The sequence below is a fragment of the Streptomyces sp. 4F14 genome, assembly GCF_048159485.1.
Classification (GTDB): Bacteria; Actinomycetota; Actinomycetes; order Streptomycetales; family Streptomycetaceae; genus Streptomyces.
This window is the reverse complement of record NZ_JBLRVY010000010.1, coordinates 67,527-84,500: the sequence shown is the minus strand read 5'-3', so window position 1 is coordinate 84,500 and position 16,974 is coordinate 67,527. Positions and strand designations below refer to the sequence as shown.

Annotated in this window: 18 protein-coding genes; 8 read left to right on the top strand and 10 right to left on the bottom strand. The window is 71.8% G+C overall.

Features of this window, described 5'->3' with window-relative positions; all coding sequences use genetic code 11:
- Window positions 1-74: 74 nt before the first annotated feature.
- Entirely contained in the window at window positions 75-1,562 is a 1,488-nt protein-coding gene (gene dnaB, locus ACLZOT_RS19010; protein WP_416970149.1) for a replicative DNA helicase, read from the top strand.
- A gap of 11 nt (window positions 1,563-1,573) precedes the next feature.
- Here the strand turns inward: dnaB and ACLZOT_RS19005 are convergent, their stop codons facing one another.
- Together ACLZOT_RS19005 and ACLZOT_RS19000 are read right to left on the bottom strand one after the other, a co-directional pair.
- Window positions 1,574-2,137, bottom strand: a complete 564-nt coding sequence (locus tag ACLZOT_RS19005) for a dihydrofolate reductase family protein (RefSeq protein ID WP_416970148.1) — start codon at window positions 2,135-2,137, stop codon at window positions 1,574-1,576.
- Between the two features lie 93 nt (window positions 2,138-2,230).
- Complete coding sequence (locus ACLZOT_RS19000; protein ID WP_416970147.1) at window positions 2,231-3,145, bottom strand: MBL fold metallo-hydrolase; 915 nt, start codon at window positions 3,143-3,145, stop codon at window positions 2,231-2,233.
- Between the two features lie 114 nt (window positions 3,146-3,259).
- Between ACLZOT_RS19000 and ACLZOT_RS18995 the strand changes: the two genes are divergently transcribed.
- Window positions 3,260-4,645 carry a serine hydrolase domain-containing protein gene (locus ACLZOT_RS18995; RefSeq protein WP_416970146.1) on the top strand — a complete coding sequence of 462 codons (1,386 nt, stop codon included), beginning with the start codon at window positions 3,260-3,262 and terminating at the stop codon, window positions 4,643-4,645.
- Between the two features lie 111 nt (window positions 4,646-4,756).
- Here ACLZOT_RS18995 and ACLZOT_RS18990 read toward each other — a convergent pair whose 3' ends face one another.
- The gene (locus ACLZOT_RS18990) at window positions 4,757-5,224 is read right to left on the bottom strand and encodes a GNAT family N-acetyltransferase (RefSeq protein ID WP_416970145.1); all 468 of its coding nucleotides are present in this window, start codon (window positions 5,222-5,224) and stop codon (window positions 4,757-4,759) included.
- Window positions 5,225-5,234: 10 nt separating this feature from the next.
- A complete protein-coding gene (locus ACLZOT_RS18985) occupies window positions 5,235-5,699 on the bottom strand; it encodes a MarR family winged helix-turn-helix transcriptional regulator (RefSeq protein WP_416970144.1) in 465 nt (154 codons plus the stop codon).
- Between the two features lie 144 nt (window positions 5,700-5,843).
- On the opposite strand from ACLZOT_RS18985, the gene ACLZOT_RS18980 reads away from it, so the two are divergent.
- A complete protein-coding gene (locus ACLZOT_RS18980) occupies window positions 5,844-7,055 on the top strand; it encodes an MFS transporter (RefSeq protein WP_416970143.1) in 1,212 nt (403 codons plus the stop codon).
- A 7-nt stretch (window positions 7,056-7,062) separates the two neighbouring features.
- Here the strand turns inward: ACLZOT_RS18980 and ACLZOT_RS18975 are convergent, their stop codons facing one another.
- The gene (locus ACLZOT_RS18975; RefSeq protein ID WP_416970142.1) at window positions 7,063-7,929 is read right to left on the bottom strand and encodes a GNAT family N-acetyltransferase; all 867 of its coding nucleotides are present in this window, start codon (window positions 7,927-7,929) and stop codon (window positions 7,063-7,065) included.
- Window positions 7,930-8,473: 544 nt separating this feature from the next.
- Here ACLZOT_RS18975 and ACLZOT_RS18970 point away from each other — a divergent pair.
- Window positions 8,474-10,843 (top strand): globin domain-containing protein, encoded by a 2,370-nt coding sequence (locus ACLZOT_RS18970; protein WP_416970400.1) that lies wholly within the window; start codon window positions 8,474-8,476, stop codon window positions 10,841-10,843.
- Window positions 10,844-10,874: 31 nt separating this feature from the next.
- Here the strand turns inward: ACLZOT_RS18970 and ACLZOT_RS18965 are convergent, their stop codons facing one another.
- From ACLZOT_RS18965 to ACLZOT_RS18945, 5 genes are all read right to left on the bottom strand, one after another.
- Window positions 10,875-11,357: an NUDIX domain-containing protein gene (locus tag ACLZOT_RS18965; protein WP_416970141.1), complete on the bottom strand. Its 483-nt coding sequence runs from the start codon at window positions 11,355-11,357 to the stop codon at window positions 10,875-10,877.
- Window positions 11,358-11,430: 73 nt separating this feature from the next.
- The gene (locus ACLZOT_RS18960) at window positions 11,431-12,300 is read right to left on the bottom strand and encodes a LysR family transcriptional regulator (protein WP_416970140.1); all 870 of its coding nucleotides are present in this window, start codon (window positions 12,298-12,300) and stop codon (window positions 11,431-11,433) included.
- A gap of 268 nt (window positions 12,301-12,568) precedes the next feature.
- Window positions 12,569-13,723, bottom strand: a complete 1,155-nt coding sequence (locus ACLZOT_RS18955; protein ID WP_416970139.1) for a cystathionine gamma-lyase — start codon at window positions 13,721-13,723, stop codon at window positions 12,569-12,571.
- Window positions 13,720-14,214 (bottom strand): low molecular weight protein-tyrosine-phosphatase, encoded by a 495-nt coding sequence (locus ACLZOT_RS18950; RefSeq protein ID WP_416970138.1) that lies wholly within the window; start codon window positions 14,212-14,214, stop codon window positions 13,720-13,722. Before ACLZOT_RS18950 ends, ACLZOT_RS18955 begins: the two co-directional genes overlap by 4 nt.
- Window positions 14,215-14,220: 6 nt before the next feature.
- A complete protein-coding gene (locus tag ACLZOT_RS18945) occupies window positions 14,221-14,598 on the bottom strand; it encodes a phage holin family protein (RefSeq protein ID WP_416970137.1) in 378 nt (125 codons plus the stop codon).
- A gap of 59 nt (window positions 14,599-14,657) precedes the next feature.
- On the opposite strand from ACLZOT_RS18945, the gene ACLZOT_RS18940 reads away from it, so the two are divergent.
- The 4 genes from ACLZOT_RS18940 (at window position 14,658) to ACLZOT_RS18925 (ending at window position 16,939) form a co-directional block, all read left to right on the top strand.
- Window positions 14,658-14,975 (top strand): cupin domain-containing protein, encoded by a 318-nt coding sequence (locus tag ACLZOT_RS18940; protein ID WP_055724579.1) that lies wholly within the window; start codon window positions 14,658-14,660, stop codon window positions 14,973-14,975.
- 194 nt (window positions 14,976-15,169) lie between these two features.
- Window positions 15,170-15,382, top strand: coding sequence for a DUF5326 family protein (locus tag ACLZOT_RS18935; protein ID WP_416970136.1), 213 nt, complete (start codon window positions 15,170-15,172; stop codon window positions 15,380-15,382).
- Between the two features lie 151 nt (window positions 15,383-15,533).
- Complete coding sequence (locus ACLZOT_RS18930) at window positions 15,534-16,382, top strand: IclR family transcriptional regulator (protein ID WP_416970135.1); 849 nt, start codon at window positions 15,534-15,536, stop codon at window positions 16,380-16,382.
- Window positions 16,383-16,492: 110 nt separating this feature from the next.
- Window positions 16,493-16,939, top strand: a complete 447-nt coding sequence (locus tag ACLZOT_RS18925; protein ID WP_416970134.1) for an SsgA family sporulation/cell division regulator — start codon at window positions 16,493-16,495, stop codon at window positions 16,937-16,939.
- The last annotated feature ends 35 nt before the right edge of the window (window positions 16,940-16,974 follow it).

Sequence of the window (16,974 nt, the reverse complement as noted above, 5' to 3'; positions counted from 1 at the left end):
CTCATTTGTCAGTGCCGTGCCGTAGAAATGAGGGCACGGCGAGGTCCGCTCCGCGGACGGGAGGAGGTCGCTCGGTGAGCATTTCCGAGCCCTTGGACGACCCGTGGGCGGACAGTGGCCCCAGCGACCGCCTCCCCTCGACCCGCCGCCGGGGCGAGGGCGGGGGCGACCGGCGCCGGGGCCGCGACGATCAGCACGAGCGGGGCCGGGAGGACGGCGAGTGGGACGGCGCCGCGGCCTTCGAGCGGGTCCCGCCGCAGGACCTCGACGCCGAGCAGTCCGTCCTCGGCGGCATGCTCCTGTCCAAGGACGCCATCGCCGACGTCGTCGAGATCCTCAAGGGCCACGACTTCTACAAGCCGGCCCACGAGACGATCTACACGGCGATCCTCGACGTCTACGCCAAGGGCGAGCCCGCCGACCCCATCACGATCGCCGCCGAGCTGACCAAGCGCGGCGAGATCAACAAGGTGGGCGGGGCGTCGTATCTGCACACCCTCGTCCAGACCGTGCCGACCGCGGCGAACGCCGAGTACTACGCGGAGATCGTGCACGAGCGCGCGGTGCTGCGCCGGCTCGTCGAGGCGGGCACGCGGATCACCCAGATGGGGTACGCGGGCGACGACGACGTCGACGAGATCGTCAACCGCGCCCAGGCGGAGATCTACGCCGTCACCGAGCAGCGCACCAGCGAGGACTACCTCCCGCTCGGCGACATCATGGAGGGCGCGCTCGACGAGATCGAGGCGATCGGGTCGCGCAGCGGCGAGATGACCGGGGTGCCGACCGGCTTCACCGACCTCGACTCCCTCACCAACGGCCTGCACCCCGGCCAGATGATCGTCATCGCGGCCCGCCCCGCCATGGGCAAGTCGACGCTCGCGCTGGACTTCGCGCGCGCGGCGTCCATCAAGAACAACCTCGCCAGCGTCATCTTCTCCCTCGAAATGGGCCGCAACGAGATCGCGATGCGCCTGCTGTCCGCCGAGGCGCGGGTCGCCCTGCACCACATGCGCTCCGGCACGATGACCGACGAGGACTGGACGCGGCTCGCGCGCCGCATGCCCGAGGTGTCCGCCGCGCCCCTCTACATCGACGACTCGCCGAACCTCTCCATGATGGAGATCCGCGCGAAGTGCCGGCGCCTCAAGCAGCGCAACGACATCAAGCTCGTCATCATCGACTACCTCCAGCTCATGCAGTCCGGCGGCAAGGGGCGCTCCGAGAGCCGCCAGCAGGAGGTCTCCGACATGTCCCGTAACCTCAAGCTCCTCGCCAAGGAGCTCGAAGTGCCGGTCATCGCGCTCTCACAGCTCAACCGAGGCCCCGAACAGCGCACCGACAAGAAGCCGATGGTCTCCGATCTCCGCGAGTCCGGCTCCATCGAGCAGGACGCCGACATGGTCATCCTCCTGCACCGCGAGGACGCCTACGAGAAGGAGTCCCCGCGCGCGGGCGAGGCCGACATCATCGTCGGCAAGCACCGAAACGGCCCGACCGCGACGATCACGGTCGCGTTCCAGGGCCACTACTCCCGGTTCGTGGACATGGCGCAGACCTGACGGGCCGGTGCTCAGCGCCGCGTCTCGTACCTGGTCAGGAGCACGCCGCCGGGGAGCTTCCGGGTCTCGGCCAGGTTCAGGTCCACCCAGTTGTCCAGCGCGGCGAAGAACGGTGTGCCGCCGCCGACCAGGACGGGCGCGGTGGCCAGCAGGTACTCGTCGATCAGCCCGGCCCGCATGGCCGCCGCGGCGAGGGTCGCGCCGCCGATGTCCATCGGGCCACCGTCCTCGGCCTTGAGCCGGGTGATCTCGGCGACGGCGTCGCCGGTGACCAGGCGGGTGTTCCAGTCGACCTTGTCGAGCGTCGAGGAGAACACGACCTTCGCCATGTCCCGCCAGCGGTGCCCGAACTGGAGTTCCGCCGGGGTGGTGTCGGGCCGCTGGTCGACGGTCGGCCAGTGGGGGGCCATCGTCTGCCACAGCTTGCGCCCGTACAGCGACAGCTCCGTCGCCTCCAGCTGGTCGGACCAGAACTGGAACAACTCGTCGCTCGGTACGCTCCAGCCGATGTCGTCGCCGGGCGCTGCGATGTAGCCGTCCAGGGACACGTTCATGCCGTAGATCAGTTTCCGCATGGCGCAAGCCTCCCGTGAGTCGGTCTCACGCGTACGGACCGGCGCGGCGCGGGAAACTCATCGGTGACGAGCCCCGCGCCGCGCCGGACGCGGTCAGTGGTCCCAGACAGCCGGGACGAAGCGGAAGGCGTTCCCGGCGGTCGCCACCCGGCAGACGGACGGGAACGGCAGGTGGGAGGCGACCAGTTGCCCGCCGGTCGACGCCAGCTCGGTCAGGAGACCGGTCCGCACGCGGGTCGACAGCTCGGGGTCGTGGTCGAAGCCGTTGTGCCAGTCGGGCTTGTCGAACCCGCACTGGAACACGGCGTCACCGGCGAACGTCAGCCGCTCGCCGCCGGACTCCAGGCGCACCACGCTGTGGCCGGGAGTGTGCCCGCCGGTACGGCGGATCAGGACGCCCGGAGCCACCTCGTACTCCGTCTCGAACGGCCGCAACCGGCCGCGGTACAGGTCCAGGAACCGCGCGGCGGTCGTCCGGAGCACGTCCGGCACCGGGTCCGGCATGGCGGTGCGGGAGAAGTCCGGCGCTGTCCAGAACTCGGCTTCGGCGGACGCCAGATGGACCCGCAGATCCGTACGGAGCCGGCCGCGCAGCCCCTCGACGAGCAGCCCGCCGATGTGGTCCATGTGCAGGTGGGTGAGGACGACGTCGGTCACGGACGCGGGGTCGATGCCGGCGGCGTCCAGCCGCGTCGCCAGCCGGCCGGCCCGGGGGAAGCCCGGGAACTCCGTCCCGAGCCCGGAGTCGACGAGGATCGTCCGGCCGCCGCTGCGCACCACGGCCACGTTCAGCGGCCAGTCGATCAGCTCCGGCGACAGGAACATGTCGCCGAGCCAGGCCGCCAGATCGGCCTCGGCGGCGTTGGTGGCGAGCGTCTGCGGGGCTATGGGCAGCACGCCGTCGCTGATCAGCAGGACGTCGATCTCGCCGACCTTCAGCGCGTAGCGCGACGGCACTAACTCGTCCAGCCCCGGTCCGGCGGGGCGTGCGGTGTCGACCTGGCTCATCTTGTTCTCCTTTGCGGAATGTTGGCTCACCTATGACCGGGCACCTCCTCGCTCTGTGACGGCCGGCGGGGAAATGGATTCGACGCGGCCCCGGCGGGCGGGTGGACTGGGCGCATGACGACACCTCAGGAAGAACTGCTCCCCAGTACCCGCCGCGCGCTGCTGCACCGGATCGCCGTCGCCCAGTCCGAAGGGCGCGCGCCCTCGCTCGTCGCCGCCGTGGTGCGGGGCGGGCGGATCGTGTGGGAGGGGTCCCGGACGTCGGTCGAGGGGCACGGCCCGGACGGGGACGTGCAGTACCGCATCGGGTCGATCACCAAGACGTTCACGGCGGTGCTCGTGCTGCGGCTGCGGGACGAGGGGCTGATCGACCTCGGGGATCCGCTGGAGAAGCACCTCGCCGGGACCGGCGTGGGGGAGGTGACCGTCGCCGAACTGCTCGCGCACTCCGGCGGGCTGGCGGCGGAGTCACCTGCGCCCTGGTGGGAGCGGACGCCGGGGACGCTGCGGCCCGAACTCGCCGACGTCCTGGGCGAGCGGCCCGCCCCGCACCCGGCCGGACGCCGTTTCCACTACTCCAACCCCGGCTACACCCTGCTCGGTGCGCTGGTCGAGGAGCTGCGGGGAGCCCCGTGGGAGGAGGTTCTCCGGCGTGAAGTGCTCGAACCCCTGGGCCTGAACCGGACAGGCGCCCGCCCCGAGATGCCGCACGCGGGCGGCTGGGCCGTGCATCCCTGGGCCGACGCGCTGCTCCCCGAGGCCGTGGAGGACCTCGGCCGGATGGCCCCGGCGGGACAGCTCTGGTCCACGACACGGGACCTGGCGAGGTTCGCCCTCTTCCTGACGAACGGCGACGACCGGGTGCTCAGCGCCGGGACGGTACGGGAGATGCGGGCCCCCGCCGCGCCGTCCGAGGCCGAGGATCTCGCCGTCGGCGCCGGGTACGGGCTCGGGCTCCAGGTCCAGCACCAGGGCGGGCGTGTCCTCGTGGGCCACTCCGGCTCGCTGCCCGGGTTCCTCGCCAACCTCACGATCGCCGTGGCCGACGATGTCGCCGCGGTCGCCCTCGCCAACTGCACCTCGGGGCCCCTGCTGGCCTCTCTGGGCGCCGATCTCGTCCGGATCGTCGCGGAGGCCGAACCCCGCATCCCCGAGCCCTGGAAGCCCCTCACGGACGTCGATCCAGGCACTCTGGAGCTGGTTGGCCCGTGGTACTGGGGAACCCACGCCTTCGTCCTGCGCTGGACCGCCGACGGCCGCCTGTCCCTGGGCCCTCTGGCACGTGCCGGCCGCCAGTCCCGCTTCGAGCCGAACGCCGACGGCACCTGGACCGGCCTGGAGGGCTACTACGCCGGCGAGCGCCTGACCCCCGTACGCCGCCCCGACGGCACGCTGAGCCATCTGGACCTCGGCTCGTTCGTGTTCACACGCCAGCCGTACGACGACGATGCGGTCGTGCCGGGCGGGGTGGACCCGGAGGGGTGGCGGGGGGTCGGCTGAGGCGCCGGGGATGTTTCACGTGAAACGCGGGCTGTAGGGCGCTGAGGGTGTGTTTCACGTGAAACACCGGCTATGGGGGCCGGAGGCGTGTTTCACGTGAAACCACCGCGCTCACAGCGCCAGCTTGAACCCCACATGGGACGCCTCGAACCCCAGCCGCTCATAGAACCGGTGCGCGTCGACCCGAGTGGCGTCGGAGGTCAACTGCACCAACTGGCACCCCTCCCGCCGTGACTCCTCCACCGCCCACTCGATGAACCGCGTCCCGAGCCCGCCGCCCCGCTCGTCGGCCCGGATCCGCACCGCCTCGATGATCGACCGGGTGCTGCCCTTCCGGGAGAGCCCCGGGACGATCGTCAGCTGGAGGGTGCCCACGACCTCGCCCGCGCGGACGGCGACCACGAGACGCTGGTTCGGGTCGGCGCCGATCCGCTCGAAGGCCGCCCGGTACGGCGCGAGGTCGTCCGGCGACTCGCGCCGCGCGCCCAGCGGATCGTCCGCGAGGAGGGCGACGATCGCCGGCAGGTCGTCGGCCCCGGCGCCGCGGATGGTCAGGTCGGCGGTCTCAAGATCTCCCATGACGGGAAGCCTAGGCGGGGGCCGGTGCCCCGCGGGTTTCCACGACCTGGACGAACGGTGCCAGCTCCGGGTCCAGGGCGGCCGTGTCGAGCGCCTCGCGCAGGGCCCGGTCGTTGGTCGGGCGGGCCTCGTCCAGCAGCTTCTGGCCCGCCTCGGTGACGTTCGTGTAGATGCCCCGGCGGTCGGTGGTGCAGAGGTAGCGCTCCAGGAGGCCGCGGTCTTCGAGCCGGGTCACCAGGCGGGTGGTGGCGCTCTGGCTGAGGACGACCGCGTCGGCGACCTGCTTCATCTGGAGATGGCCGCCCTCGCCGTCGTGCTGGCGGCCGAGCACGTTCAGCAGGGAGTACTCGCGCACGCTCAGGTCGTGTCCGGCCTGGAGAGCGCGTTCGACGTGGCTCTCGATCCTGCCGTGCAGCAGTGAGAGGGCGCACCAGCCCTGGGCGAGAGCGGTGAGCGCGGGGTCCGTCGCGGCCATGGGCGTCCTCCTCCGTCCGGGAGCGGCTGGGAACCAGGATAGGCCAGCACCGCGATAGTCGGCGCTTGCAAATAACCCGCGTCTGCAATTAATGTCAGTGAGGGTAAAACGCTCCTGCAATCAATCGGGAAGGTGTCACCCTCCATGCCTCTCGCGCTCCTGGCTCTCGCGATCGGGGCCTTCGGCATCGGCACGACCGAGTTCGTGATCATGGGCCTGCTGCCCGAGGTCGCCGCCGACTACGGGGTCTCCATCCCCACCGCGGGCTACCTCGTCACGGGCTACGCGCTCGGCGTGATGATCGGCGCCCCGCTGATGACCGCGCTGGGCACGAAGATCTCCCGCAAGCGGATGCTGATGCTGCTGATGGGGCTGTTCATCGTGGGCAACGTCCTGTCCGCCCTCGCCCCCGCCTTCTCCGTGATGCTGATCGGCCGCGTCGTCGCCTCCCTCGCCCACGGCGCCTTCTTCGGCATCGGCGCGGTCGTCGCGGCCGACCTGGTCGCCCCCGACAAGAAGGCCGGCGCCATCGCGATGATGTTCACCGGCCTCACCGTCGCCAACGTCGTCGGCGTCCCCCTCGGCACGCTCGTCGGCCAGCACGTCAGCTGGCGTGCCACCTTCGCCCTCGTCGCCGCCCTCGGCGTGCTCGGCCTCGCCGGGGTCGCCTGCCTCGTCCCCGACCTGCCCAGGCCCGAAGGGGTCCGCCTCCGGCACGAACTCGCCGTCTTCCGCAACGCCCAGGTCCTCCTGGCGATGGCGATGACCGTCCTCGGCTTCGGCGGCGTCTTCGCGGCCGTCACCTACATCGCGCCGATGGCCACCCACGTCACCGGCTTCGCCGACGGCTCCGTCACCTGGCTCCTGGTTCTCTTCGGCCTCGGCATGGTCGCGGGCAACCTCGTCGGCGGCCGGTACGCCGACCGCGCCCTCATGCCGATGCTGTACGTCTCCCTGGGCGCCCTCGCGGTCGTCCTGGCCCTCTTCACCCTCACCGCCCACCACAAGGCGCTCGCGGCCCTCACCATCGCCCTCGTCGGCGCCCTGGGCTTCGCGACCGTACCGCCGCTCCAGAAGCGTGTCCTGGACCAGGCCCACGGCGCCCCGACGCTCGCCTCGGCCGTCAACATCGGCGCCTTCAACCTCGGCAACGCCCTCGCCGCCTGGCTCGGCGGCCTCGTCATCGACGCGGGCCACGGCTACACCTCACCGAACTGGGTCGGCGCCGCCCTCGCCGGGTCCGCGCTCCTGCTCGCCGTCCTCTCGGCCACCCTGGAACGCCGTGACGGCAGGCCGAGCGCCGTGATCGCCGGCTCCGAGACGACGACGCCTCAGCAGGCCGCCGCCCACCGCTGACGCGCGCTCACCCCGCCGCCACCGTCAGCGGAGCGAACCGCCGGCTCCAGTCGCCGGGGAGGCCCGGGATCCCGTACGTCATCACGGCGTTGAAGGCGACCGGCTCCAGGCCCCGTTCCTTCAGCCAGCTCAGCAACTCCTCGTGCCGGACGTCGATGTCGGTGCGCAGCGGGCGGTCGGTGTGGACCGCGAGGGAGGCGACGAGGGACTTGGCGGTCTCCGTGTCACGGGCGACGAGCGGGCCCACGACATGGGTGTCCATGTTGGGCCAGGCGGCCGCGTACCCCACGATCCTGCCGTCGGCCACCGCGACCCTCAGCTGGTCGGCGAAGGCGGGCAGCCGGGTGATCATGCGGGTCCGGTCGGAGCCGAACACCTCCTCGTCCAGCCGCAGGATCCCCGTGAGGTCCTCGGCCGTCGCCGCCCTGGTGTCCACCGAGGGTTCCGGTCCCACCGGGGTGAAACGGCCGCGCAGCATCTCGGCGCGGCCGGTGACCTTGAAGCCCAGCTCCTCGTACAGCGGGCGGCCGTTCGGCGTCGCGTGCAGAGTCAGCGGGGTGGGGCTCAGCGCGGCGACCACATGCCGCATCAGCCGGCGTCCGACGCCCTGACGGGCGTACCGCTCGGCGACCAGCACCATGCCGATCGCCGCGAGGTCGGGGTGCTCCTGAGGGCCGTACTCGGTCACGACGCACGCGGCGATCAGACCGCCGTCCGGGGCGTCGATGCCGTAGCCCTTCCCGGCGGTGAGGAGGAGGCCCCACTTGTGTTCCTCGCGGGGCCACCCCCGATCCTCGGACAAGTCCGCGCACGCGAGAAGGTCACGGCGCGTCAGGCGGCGGATGGGGAGAGCGGTGGGGGAAGGAGTCGACACGCAGGTCAGGCTGTCCGACCGGCGGGGCCGGCGTCCACCTGTTTCCCGGGAGACATACGCGGTTTTGGCCATGCCATGGGAACATGCCCGGCGATCAGGGGGGAGACTTCATGTTTCACGTGAAACCAGCAAACGAAGAGGACGTTTCACGTGAAACATCGATCGCCGAAGGGTCACAGGTCGGCGCAATCGCGATGCGGACGGAAGGAGGGATCTGGCGGATGTCTACGAATTGGTGTGCCGCGCCCGGTAGTTGAGCCAAACGGCGAATCGCCCCTGGGTAAGACCCCGGTGAGGGGAAGGCGGGGGTTGTGCGGTCCCCTGCGGCCGGTATGGTCGACTCCGATTGAGCTTGAGACGAGGCGGCGCAGCCTAACGGGACGGAGAGATCGAGAACCCGCGTTCGCGGTGATACGGCCAGGGCATCCGGTGGGGGTGGGATGCTGCCCTGTGGGCGAAGCGGCTGCGGAACCGAACAGGTGGGCACAGTCGTTTGCGGGGGAGCAGGCACTTCCCGAGGTAGGGAGTGCAGACCGACCGAAAGATGTTCGAGGCGAGGCACACCATGGACGCTCCGGCCACCACGTCGGCCGACAACGGCACGTCCGGCGGCGGAGACGGTTGGTTCAAGCCGCGCAAGCCGGCAGCCGCCCCCGGCGCCGAGCAACAAGGCGCCCACCAGCGCGGCGCCGAGCAGCGAGGCACGGAACCGCAGAGCACGGAGGGTGGCGGCAGGCGGCTGGCCGGACTGCGCCCGGTGGGCCGCGGCACGACAGCTCCCGGTACGCCGCCCGGAGCGGCTCCCGGGACGACGGCTCCCATGGACGCCGCGCCGCGAGACGCGGGCCGCGACGACGCCGGCCACCACAGCACGGGCCACCACACCATGGGCCGCCACGACGGGGCCTGGCTTGGCACCGACGGTCCCGGCTCCGCCCGCCCCGACACCGACGCCCGAATAGCCGCGCAGTCGGCCCAGGCCCCCTCCCAGCCCGCCGCCGTCGTCCTCCCCAAGCTCATACCGGCGCCCGCGACAGCGGTGCCCCCCCTCGTGTCGCCCGTCCCCTCCCGCCCGGCCACCGACACGTTCGCCGCACCCGAGGCCCTCCAGGTACCGGCCCAGCGCACGGCCCCGGCCGCCCCGCCGCCTGCCGCGACGGCCCCCCTGTCCGCGCCGCCCGAGACCCCGCCGCCCGCACCGAACCCCGAGCCGACCCCCTTCCGGCCGTTCACCGAAGAGGCACCCCAGCCCCACCCCGAGCCCGGCCCGGAGTCCTCCCGGCCGGTCGCCCAGGAGACGCCTCACGCGCCCGAGCCGGGCCTCGAACACCTTCGGTCCTTCGACCAGGAAACGCCTCACCCGGATCCCGAGTCGGCCCCCGAACCCTTCCGGCCCTACGCCCAGGAAACCCTCAGCGCCGGGCCCGAATCCGAGTCCGGCCCTGAGCTGCTCCGGCCGTTCGCCCGGGACGTCCTGCGCCCCGAAGGCGACTCCGGCTCCGAGCCCTTCCGGGCGTTCCCGTCAGAGGCGCCGGCCGAGAGCGAGCCCCTGCGGGCGTCCGCCTCGGACACGCTCCAGGCCGCAGCCGGTTCCGAAGCGGACGGGTCGTTCGTCCCGGACGCCTTCCGGCCCGCGGCCGGCTTCCCCCGGCCGTCCGCGCCGAACCCGGTCACGACGGACACGCTCCCGGCCGAGCCCGAGCCTCCCCAGGCGCCCGCCGAGGACCTGGGGCAGACCGCCCCGGAGCCGTTCCGGGCGTTCGGCTCCGACAGCCTGCCCGCTCCGGAAGCCCCACCCGAGGGCTCCCCGGACGCCGTGCTCGTCCGGCGGACCATGGCCGCCATCGGCTCGGTCGCCGACAAGGTCACCTCGTACTTCTACGCGCTGCTCTTCGTCCGCCACCCGGACCTGCGCCCGCTGTTCCCGCCCGCGATGGACGCCCAGCGGGACCGGCTGCTCAAGGCGCTGCTGACGGCCGCCGAGCACATCGACGACACACCGGTGCTCGTCGGCTACCTCCAGAACCTCGGCCGGGGCCACCGCAAGTACGGCACGCGCCCCGAGCACTACCCGGCGGTCGGCGAGTGCCTCATCGAGGCGCTCGCGAAGTACGCCGAGTCCGTGTGGGAGCCGGAGACCGAGGCGGCGTGGGTGCGGACGTACACCACGATCTCCCAGGTGATGATCGACGCGGCGGCCGTCGACGAGCTGCGCGCACCCGCCTGGTGGCAGGCGGAGATCGTCTCGCACGAGCTGCGGACACAGGACATCGCGGTCCTCACGGTCCGGCCCGACCAGCCGTACCCGTTCCTCGCCGGGCAGTACGCGAGCCTGGAGACGCCCTGGTGGCCGAGGATCTGGCGGCACTACTCCTTCGCCTCAGCGCCCCGCTCCGACGGCCTGCTCTCGTTCCACGTGAAGGCGGTCCCCGCGGGCTGGGTCTCGGGCGCGCTGGTGCACCGCGCCCAGCCCGGCGACGTGATCCGGCTCGGCCCGCCCGCCGGGTCGATGACGGTCGACCACACCCGGGACAGCGGACTCCTCTGCCTCGGCGGCGGCACCGGCATAGCCCCCATCAAGGCCCTCGTCGAGGACGTCGCCGAACACGGCACCCGGCGCCGCATGGAGGTCTTCTACGGCGCCCGCACCGACCACGACCTCTACGACATCGACACGATGCTCCGGCTCCAGCAGTCCCACTCCTGGCTGGAGGTCCGCCCGGTGGTCGACAAGCACGGACTGCTCCAACTCCCCGACGCGATCCGCACGTTCGGCCCCTGGGACGAGTACGACGCATACCTCTCGGGACCGGTCGGCATGATCCGCAGCGGAGTGGACGCACTGCGCGGCGCGGGCATCCCCAAGGAGCGCATACGGCACGACTCGGTGGCGGAACTGGTCGCCGCCGGGTAGCCACCCTCAGCCGAGCCGCCGAGCGGACCCCTCAGCCGAGGTCAGGCGCATGCATCGCCCGGACGCCCTCGATGTTCCCGTCCAGATAGTGCCGCAGCGACAGCGGCACGAGGTGCACGGAGGCGATCCCGACGCGCGTGAACGGCACCCGGACGATCTCGTACTCGCCGATGGGCTCGTCGACCTCGGGGCCATGGCGCAGGGCGGGGTCCATGGACTCCAGATGGCAGACGAAGAAGTGCTGCACCTTCACGCCGGTCGCGCCGCCGTCCTCGCCGATGTGCTCGACGGTGTCGACGAAGCAGGGGACCACATCGGCGATCTTGGCGCCGAGCTCCTCGTACACCTCGCGGTGGAGGGCCTCCACGACGGTCTCGTCGTAGGGCTCGACGCCTCCTCCCGGAGTGAGCCAGTAGGGGTCCATGCCGGGCTTGGTGCGCTTGATCAGGATCAGGTCGTCACCGTCCAGCAGAACGGCGCGTGCGGTGCGTTTGACCACGGGTCGGACGGTCATGGGGGGAATGTGGCCCACCTGGTTCCACGTGAAACATCACGTCGTACGGTCGGGCTCGGTTTCACGTGAAACATCACCGCCACTGCGCCGCCGCCCGCAGCAGCCGTTCATGCGCCCGCGCTATGTGCGGCATCGCCAGCGTCCCCGTCCGCACCACCAGGAAGTACGTCCGCAGCGGCGGCACCGCGGGCTCGTGCAGGGCCACGACGTCACCGCGCTCCAGCGCGGGCCCGCAGAGATAGCGGGGCAGCACGGCGAGCCCCGCACCCGCGACCGCGCACGCGAGGACCGCGCGCAGATCCGGGACGATCACCGTGCCGGAGGCGGCCGGGAGCGAGTCGAAGACGGAGGCCCAGTAGCGGGCGACGAAGGGCAGCGACTCATGGACCTCGACGACGGGGAGGTTCTCCAGCGCGGTACCCGCCCATCTCGGCGCCGCGACCAGGACGTGTTCCTCGTCGCACAGCGGTGTCGCCGTCAGCAGGGGGCCGCGGGGGCGGGCCGTGCTGATCGCGAGGTCGTGGTGGCCCGCGGCGAGGCCCTCCAGGACCTCTTCCGCGTTGCCGAAGGAGGCGCGCAGGGCGAGCCCCTGGCCGTCGTCGCCGGTGAGTTCGGTGAGCGCGGGCAGGGCCTGTTCGGCGGTGAACTCGGGCGGTCCGGCGAGGTGCAGGGTCCGCAGCGAGGAGTCCTCGTCGAGTCCGGTCTCGGCGATCTCGACGAGCGCGTCGAGGTGGGGCGCGGCCTTGTGGGCGAGTTCGTCGCCGATCGTCGTCGGGGTGACGCCCCGCGCCTGGCGCAGGAACAGCGGCCGCCCGACCTGCCGTTCCAGGGTCCGGATCTGCGAGGTGACGGCGGGCTGGGAGAGGCCGAGCAGTGCGGCGGCCCGGGTGAAGGATCCGGCCCGGTGCACGGTCACGAAGGTCCGCAGCAAGGCCAGATCCATGGCCCGCCCCCTTCCGGCGCCTCTCCCGCCCCCCGACGAGGGGCCAACTATAAATATGTCGATAGGGTCCTGTCGCTACTGTGATTGGACACTGACACAGAGTCAACTAGCCTAGTTCGCGCGGTTCTTCGCGCGCGGAACCGCAGGGCGGTCCGAACCACGAGGGGGGAGGCTCGGACCGCCCGCCGCACCGGGCGGGCTCGTCCGGGACGCGTAGCCGGACCGGCCGCCGTGGGGAGCGGGGGCCGCCCGGCGGGCGTACGACGTCTCAGCCCGCCGACTCCTGCGAAGAACCCGCCGACTCCTCCAGCGCCCGCAGCACGTCCGTGACCAGGTCCTCGGTGTCCTCGGTGCCGACGGAGAGCCGTACGAAGCCGTCCGGGACCGCGTCGCCGCCCCAGCGGCCACGGCGTTCGGCGGTGGAGCGCACCCCGCCGAAGCTGGTCGCGTCGTCGACGAGCCGCAGGGCCTCCAGGAAGCGTTCGGCGCGGTCGCGGGAGGCGAGGGTGAACGACACGACGCAGCCGTAGCGGCGCATCTGGCGGGCGGCGACCTCGTGCGAGGGATCGTCGGGCAGCCCCGGATAGCGCAGCGCGACCACCTCGGGCCGGTCCTTCAGCGCCCGGGCGACGGCCAGCGCGGTCGCGCTCTGCCGGTCGACCCGCAGGGGGAGCGTCGCGAGCGAGCGGTGCCCGAGCCACGCCTCCATCGGCCCCGGGATCGCCCCGACGATCTTGCGCCAGCGCCGGACGGCCGCCAGAGCCTCCCCCGTACGGCCCGTGACGTACCCGAGGAGCACGTCACCGTGCCCGCTGAGCTGTTTCGTGCCGCTCGCCACCGAGAAGTCGGCGCCCAGCTCCAGCGGACGCTGGCCGAGGGGCGTGGCGAGCGTGTTGTCGACGGCGACCAGAGCGCCGCGCGCGTGCGCCGCCTCGGCGAGCCGCCGGATGTCGCACACGTCCAGCTCCGGGTTGGACGGCGTCTCGATCCACAGCAGCTTCGCCCCGTCCAGCACCGCGAGCTGCGCGTCCCCGCCGGTCGGCGCGGTGCGCACCTCGATGCCGTACGCCTCCAGCTGCGCGCGCACCAGAGGCAGCGCCTGGTAGCCGTCGTCGGGGAGGACGACCGTGTCGCCGGAGCGGAGCTGGGAGAAGAGGACGGCCGAGATCGCGGCCATCCCGGAGGCGAACGCCAGGGTCTCGACGCCGTCCTGTCCCGGGGCCTCCAGTTCGGCCACGGCGCGCTCCAGGAGCGTCCAGGTGGGGTTCTCGTCGCGGCCGTAGGTGTACGGGCCCGTCGGCTCGCCGGGGAGGTGGTAGTGGGCGGCGAAGACCGGGCCGGGGAGCGCCGGCTCGTACTTGACGGGTTCGGGCAGCCCGGCCCGTACCGCGCGCGTGCCGTCGCCCATCCCTGTGCCACTCATGTCGTCCGCCCCTCCAGATCCCGCTGTACGGCGGCGAGCAGACCGTCGCTCGCCGCCTCCACCATCTCAAGGCACGCCTCGAAGCCCGCACGGCCCCCGTAGTACGGGTCGGGGACGTCCAGGTCGTCCGGGTCGGCCGCGGGGTCGTAGGAGCGCAGGAGGCGTACCTTCCGGGCGTCCTCGGGGGTGGGCGCGAGGCGGCGCAGGTCCCCGAGGTGGCCGGCGTCGAGGGCGATCACCAGGTCGAGGCCGGCGAACCGGTCCCGCTCGAAGCGGCGGGCCGTGTGCGCCGTGCCGTACCCGTGCTCCCTGAGGACGGCGACCGTGCGCGGGTCGGCGGCCTCGCCCTCGTGCCAGGCGTCCGTACCGGCGCTGTCGGCCACGACGCTCCCCGACAGCCCGGCGTCCGCCACGCGCGCGCGGAACACCGATTCGGCCATCGGGGAGCGGCAGATGTTGCCGGTACAGACGAAGCAGACGCGGTAGGGCACCAGGGCTCAGTCCCCGTCGGGCAGGGCGAGGTTGAGCGCCCAGGAGACGATCGAGATGATCAGGCCGCCCAGGACGGCCGTCCAGAAGCCCTCCACGTGGAAGCTGAGGTCGAGCTTGTCGGCCAGCCACGAGGTCAGCATCAGCATCAGCGCGTTGACGACCAGCGTGATCAGGCCGAGCGTGAGGATGAACAGCGGGAAGGTGAGCACCTTCACGACCGGCTTGACCAGGAAGTTCACGAGGCCGAACAGCAGTGCCACGATCAGCAGGGTGCCGATCTTCTTGCCGTTGCTGTCACCGGTCAGGGTGATCTTGTCCAGCAGCCAGACGGCGACCGCCAGGGCGCCCGCGTTGGCGATCGTCTTGACTACGAAATTCTTCATGTGTCTGATCGTTCCAGAGAGATCGACGGCCTAACCGGGCCATGAGCGGGACGAGGGCGATGAAGGCATTCCGGCTGGACGAACTGGAGGCGGAACGAGCCGCCAACGACGGCGCCTACCTGCAGTTTCTGCGCGAGCGGAACATGTCGGTCGGCCTCTACGCCCTCGACGCGGGCACCCACGATCCACAGAACCCGCACAACCAGGACGAGGTCTACTTCGTGGTCAGCGGGCGCGCGTCGATCACCGTCGGCATGGAGACCACCGAGGTGGCGCGCGGCAGCGTCGTCTATGTGCCCGCCGGGGTCGCCCACAAGTTCCACCACATCAGCGAGGACCTGCGGGTCCTCGTGGTGTTCTCACCGCCGGAGCGCTGAAACCGCCGGAGCGCTGAGACCCACCCGGAAGGGGGAGCCGGAACCCGGTCTTCCCCTAGGGGACGGGTCAGGGGAGGACAAGGGGTGCGAAGCCCCCGCGCCGCCCCTGGCCGGATCTAGCATCGGAGCAGGACATCCGAAAGGGCCGGTGGCCGTAAGGGCCGCCGGCCGGTGCACAGATGGAGACAAGGGCGATGCGAGAGATCTTCGCGGGACTGCCGTGGTGGGTGAAGTGGGTGGCGGTGCCGGTCATCGCCATCGTCGTGTTCGGCGGGCTGATAGCCAGCGTCGTCGGCTTCGTGATCGGGCTGCTGTTCAAGCTGCTGGTGTTCGTCGCGCTCGTCGGTGGACTCGTCTACCTCGTACGGAAGTTCACCGCCGGGTCCTCCTCCCGCGGCGACTGGTGACGACGGAGAGCGGTAACAGGGAACGCCGGTTCCCTCGGGCGGGGGAAGTTTCCCGCGCAGCGCGGTGGCGTGGCCGTACGGGCCGTTAGAGTCCGGAATCCGACGCGGGGACGATCCCGCACGGACCACCCTCGCGCTCCCGGAGTGCCCCTTGGCCACGGCTGACATCTCCCCCGCGGAACCGGGCGCACCCCCCGCGCTCCCCCCGGCACAACGGGCCGCCCCCGCGGCCGTCCCCGCCCAACCCGAGCCCACGACCACCCTCATCGGCTCCGTCCAGCGCGCGATGCGCCTCCTGGAGAGCGTGGCGGGGCACGCGTACGGCGCTCCGGCCAAACAACTGGCCCGCGAGACCGGCCTCGCCCTCCCCACCGCCTACCACCTGCTGCGCACCCTCGTCCACGAGGGCTACTTACGGCGCGACAAGGGACTGTTCTTCCTCGGCGAGGCGGCCGAGCGGCTGGCCGCCTCGGGGGCAGCGCAGAAACGTCGCAGCACGATCGTCGACACGCTCGCGCAGTGGCGGGACGCGATCGGGGCGCCCGTCTACTACGCCGTGTACCGCGACGGCGAGATCGAGACGCTGTACGTCGCCGACACGCCGGAGTCGCCCGCGGTCGAGCAGTGGGCCGACTTCCGCGAGACCGGGCACGCGCACGCCATCGGGCAGTGCCTGCTGTCCCAGCTCGACGACGGGGCCCGCCGCGACCACCTCGACCGGTATCCGGCGCGGACCCTCACGCCGTACACCGTCCGCGACAGCCACAGTCTGCTGCGCCGGCTCTCCGGGGCGCGGCGCACCGAGGCGGTGACCGAGCGTCAGGAGTATCTGCTGGGTACGGTCTGTGCCGCGCTGCCGATCACTGTGGGGGCCTCGGCGGCGACCGTCGCGCTGTCCCTGCCGGTGCGGCAGGCCGAGCGGCTGCTGCCGGCGGTGCGGAAGCTGGAGCGGGAGGTCGGGCGGGCCGTGGGGGCGCTCGCGCTCTCTATCAGCATCTGAAAAATCACTGCTTGTGATCCCGTGTGCACGTTCAGCAAGATGCGTTCCAGTCAGAGGTATCCGGTCAGAGGTCCATTCCCGGCCGGTGACGGCACAGACGGGGTAAGGCGATGCGCGAGTCCGCACAGACAGTTCAGGCAGAGGTCATGATGAGCTTCCTCGTCTCCGAGGAGCTCGCGTTCCGGATCCCGGTGGAGCTGGGGTACGAGCCGGACGACCCGTACGCCGTCCGGCTCACCTTCCACCTGCCCGGGGACGCGCCGGTGACCTGGACGTTCGGGCGCGAACTCCTCGTCGACGGGGTCGCCCGGCCCTGCGGCGAGGGTGACGTCCGGATCGCCCCCACCGATCCCGAGTCGCTCGGCGAGGTCCTCATCCGCCTCCAGGTGGGCGCCGACCAGGCCGTGTTCCGCTCCTCCGCGGCGCCCCTCATCGCGTTCCTCGACCGTACGGACCGGGTGGTCCCCCTCGGTCAGGAGGCGTCCTTCGCGGACTTCGACGCGCATCTCGACGAGGCGTTGGGGCGGATCCTGGCGGAGGAGCAGAGCGCGGGGTGAGGCCGGGTGGGGCGAGGGGCGGGGGAAACGCTTCA

Coding starts and splice junctions, on each gene's coding strand:
- ACLZOT_RS18940 (WP_055724579.1), top strand. CDS start 14,658: ATGAAGGCATTCCGGCTGGACGAACTGGAGGCGGAACGAGCCGCCAAC.
- ACLZOT_RS18945 (WP_416970137.1), bottom strand. CDS start 14,598: ATGAAGAATTTCGTAGTCAAGACGATCGCCAACGCGGGCGCCCTGGCG.
- ACLZOT_RS19000 (WP_416970147.1), bottom strand. CDS start 3,145: ATGAGCCAGGTCGACACCGCACGCCCCGCCGGACCGGGGCTGGACGAG.
- ACLZOT_RS18995 (WP_416970146.1), top strand. CDS start 3,260: ATGACGACACCTCAGGAAGAACTGCTCCCCAGTACCCGCCGCGCGCTG.
- ACLZOT_RS18965 (WP_416970141.1), bottom strand. CDS start 11,357: ATGACCGTCCGACCCGTGGTCAAACGCACCGCACGCGCCGTTCTGCTG.
- ACLZOT_RS18990 (WP_416970145.1), bottom strand. CDS start 5,224: ATGGGAGATCTTGAGACCGCCGACCTGACCATCCGCGGCGCCGGGGCC.
- ACLZOT_RS18935 (WP_416970136.1), top strand. CDS start 15,170: ATGCGAGAGATCTTCGCGGGACTGCCGTGGTGGGTGAAGTGGGTGGCG.
- ACLZOT_RS18955 (WP_416970139.1), bottom strand. CDS start 13,723: ATGAGTGGCACAGGGATGGGCGACGGCACGCGCGCGGTACGGGCCGGG.
- ACLZOT_RS18960 (WP_416970140.1), bottom strand. CDS start 12,300: ATGGATCTGGCCTTGCTGCGGACCTTCGTGACCGTGCACCGGGCCGGA.
- ACLZOT_RS19005 (WP_416970148.1), bottom strand. CDS start 2,137: ATGCGGAAACTGATCTACGGCATGAACGTGTCCCTGGACGGCTACATC.
- ACLZOT_RS18985 (WP_416970144.1), bottom strand. CDS start 5,699: ATGGCCGCGACGGACCCCGCGCTCACCGCTCTCGCCCAGGGCTGGTGC.
- ACLZOT_RS18925 (WP_416970134.1), top strand. CDS start 16,493: ATGCGCGAGTCCGCACAGACAGTTCAGGCAGAGGTCATGATGAGCTTC.
- ACLZOT_RS18970 (WP_416970400.1), top strand. CDS start 8,474: ATGTTCGAGGCGAGGCACACCATGGACGCTCCGGCCACCACGTCGGCC.
- ACLZOT_RS18980 (WP_416970143.1), top strand. CDS start 5,844: ATGCCTCTCGCGCTCCTGGCTCTCGCGATCGGGGCCTTCGGCATCGGC.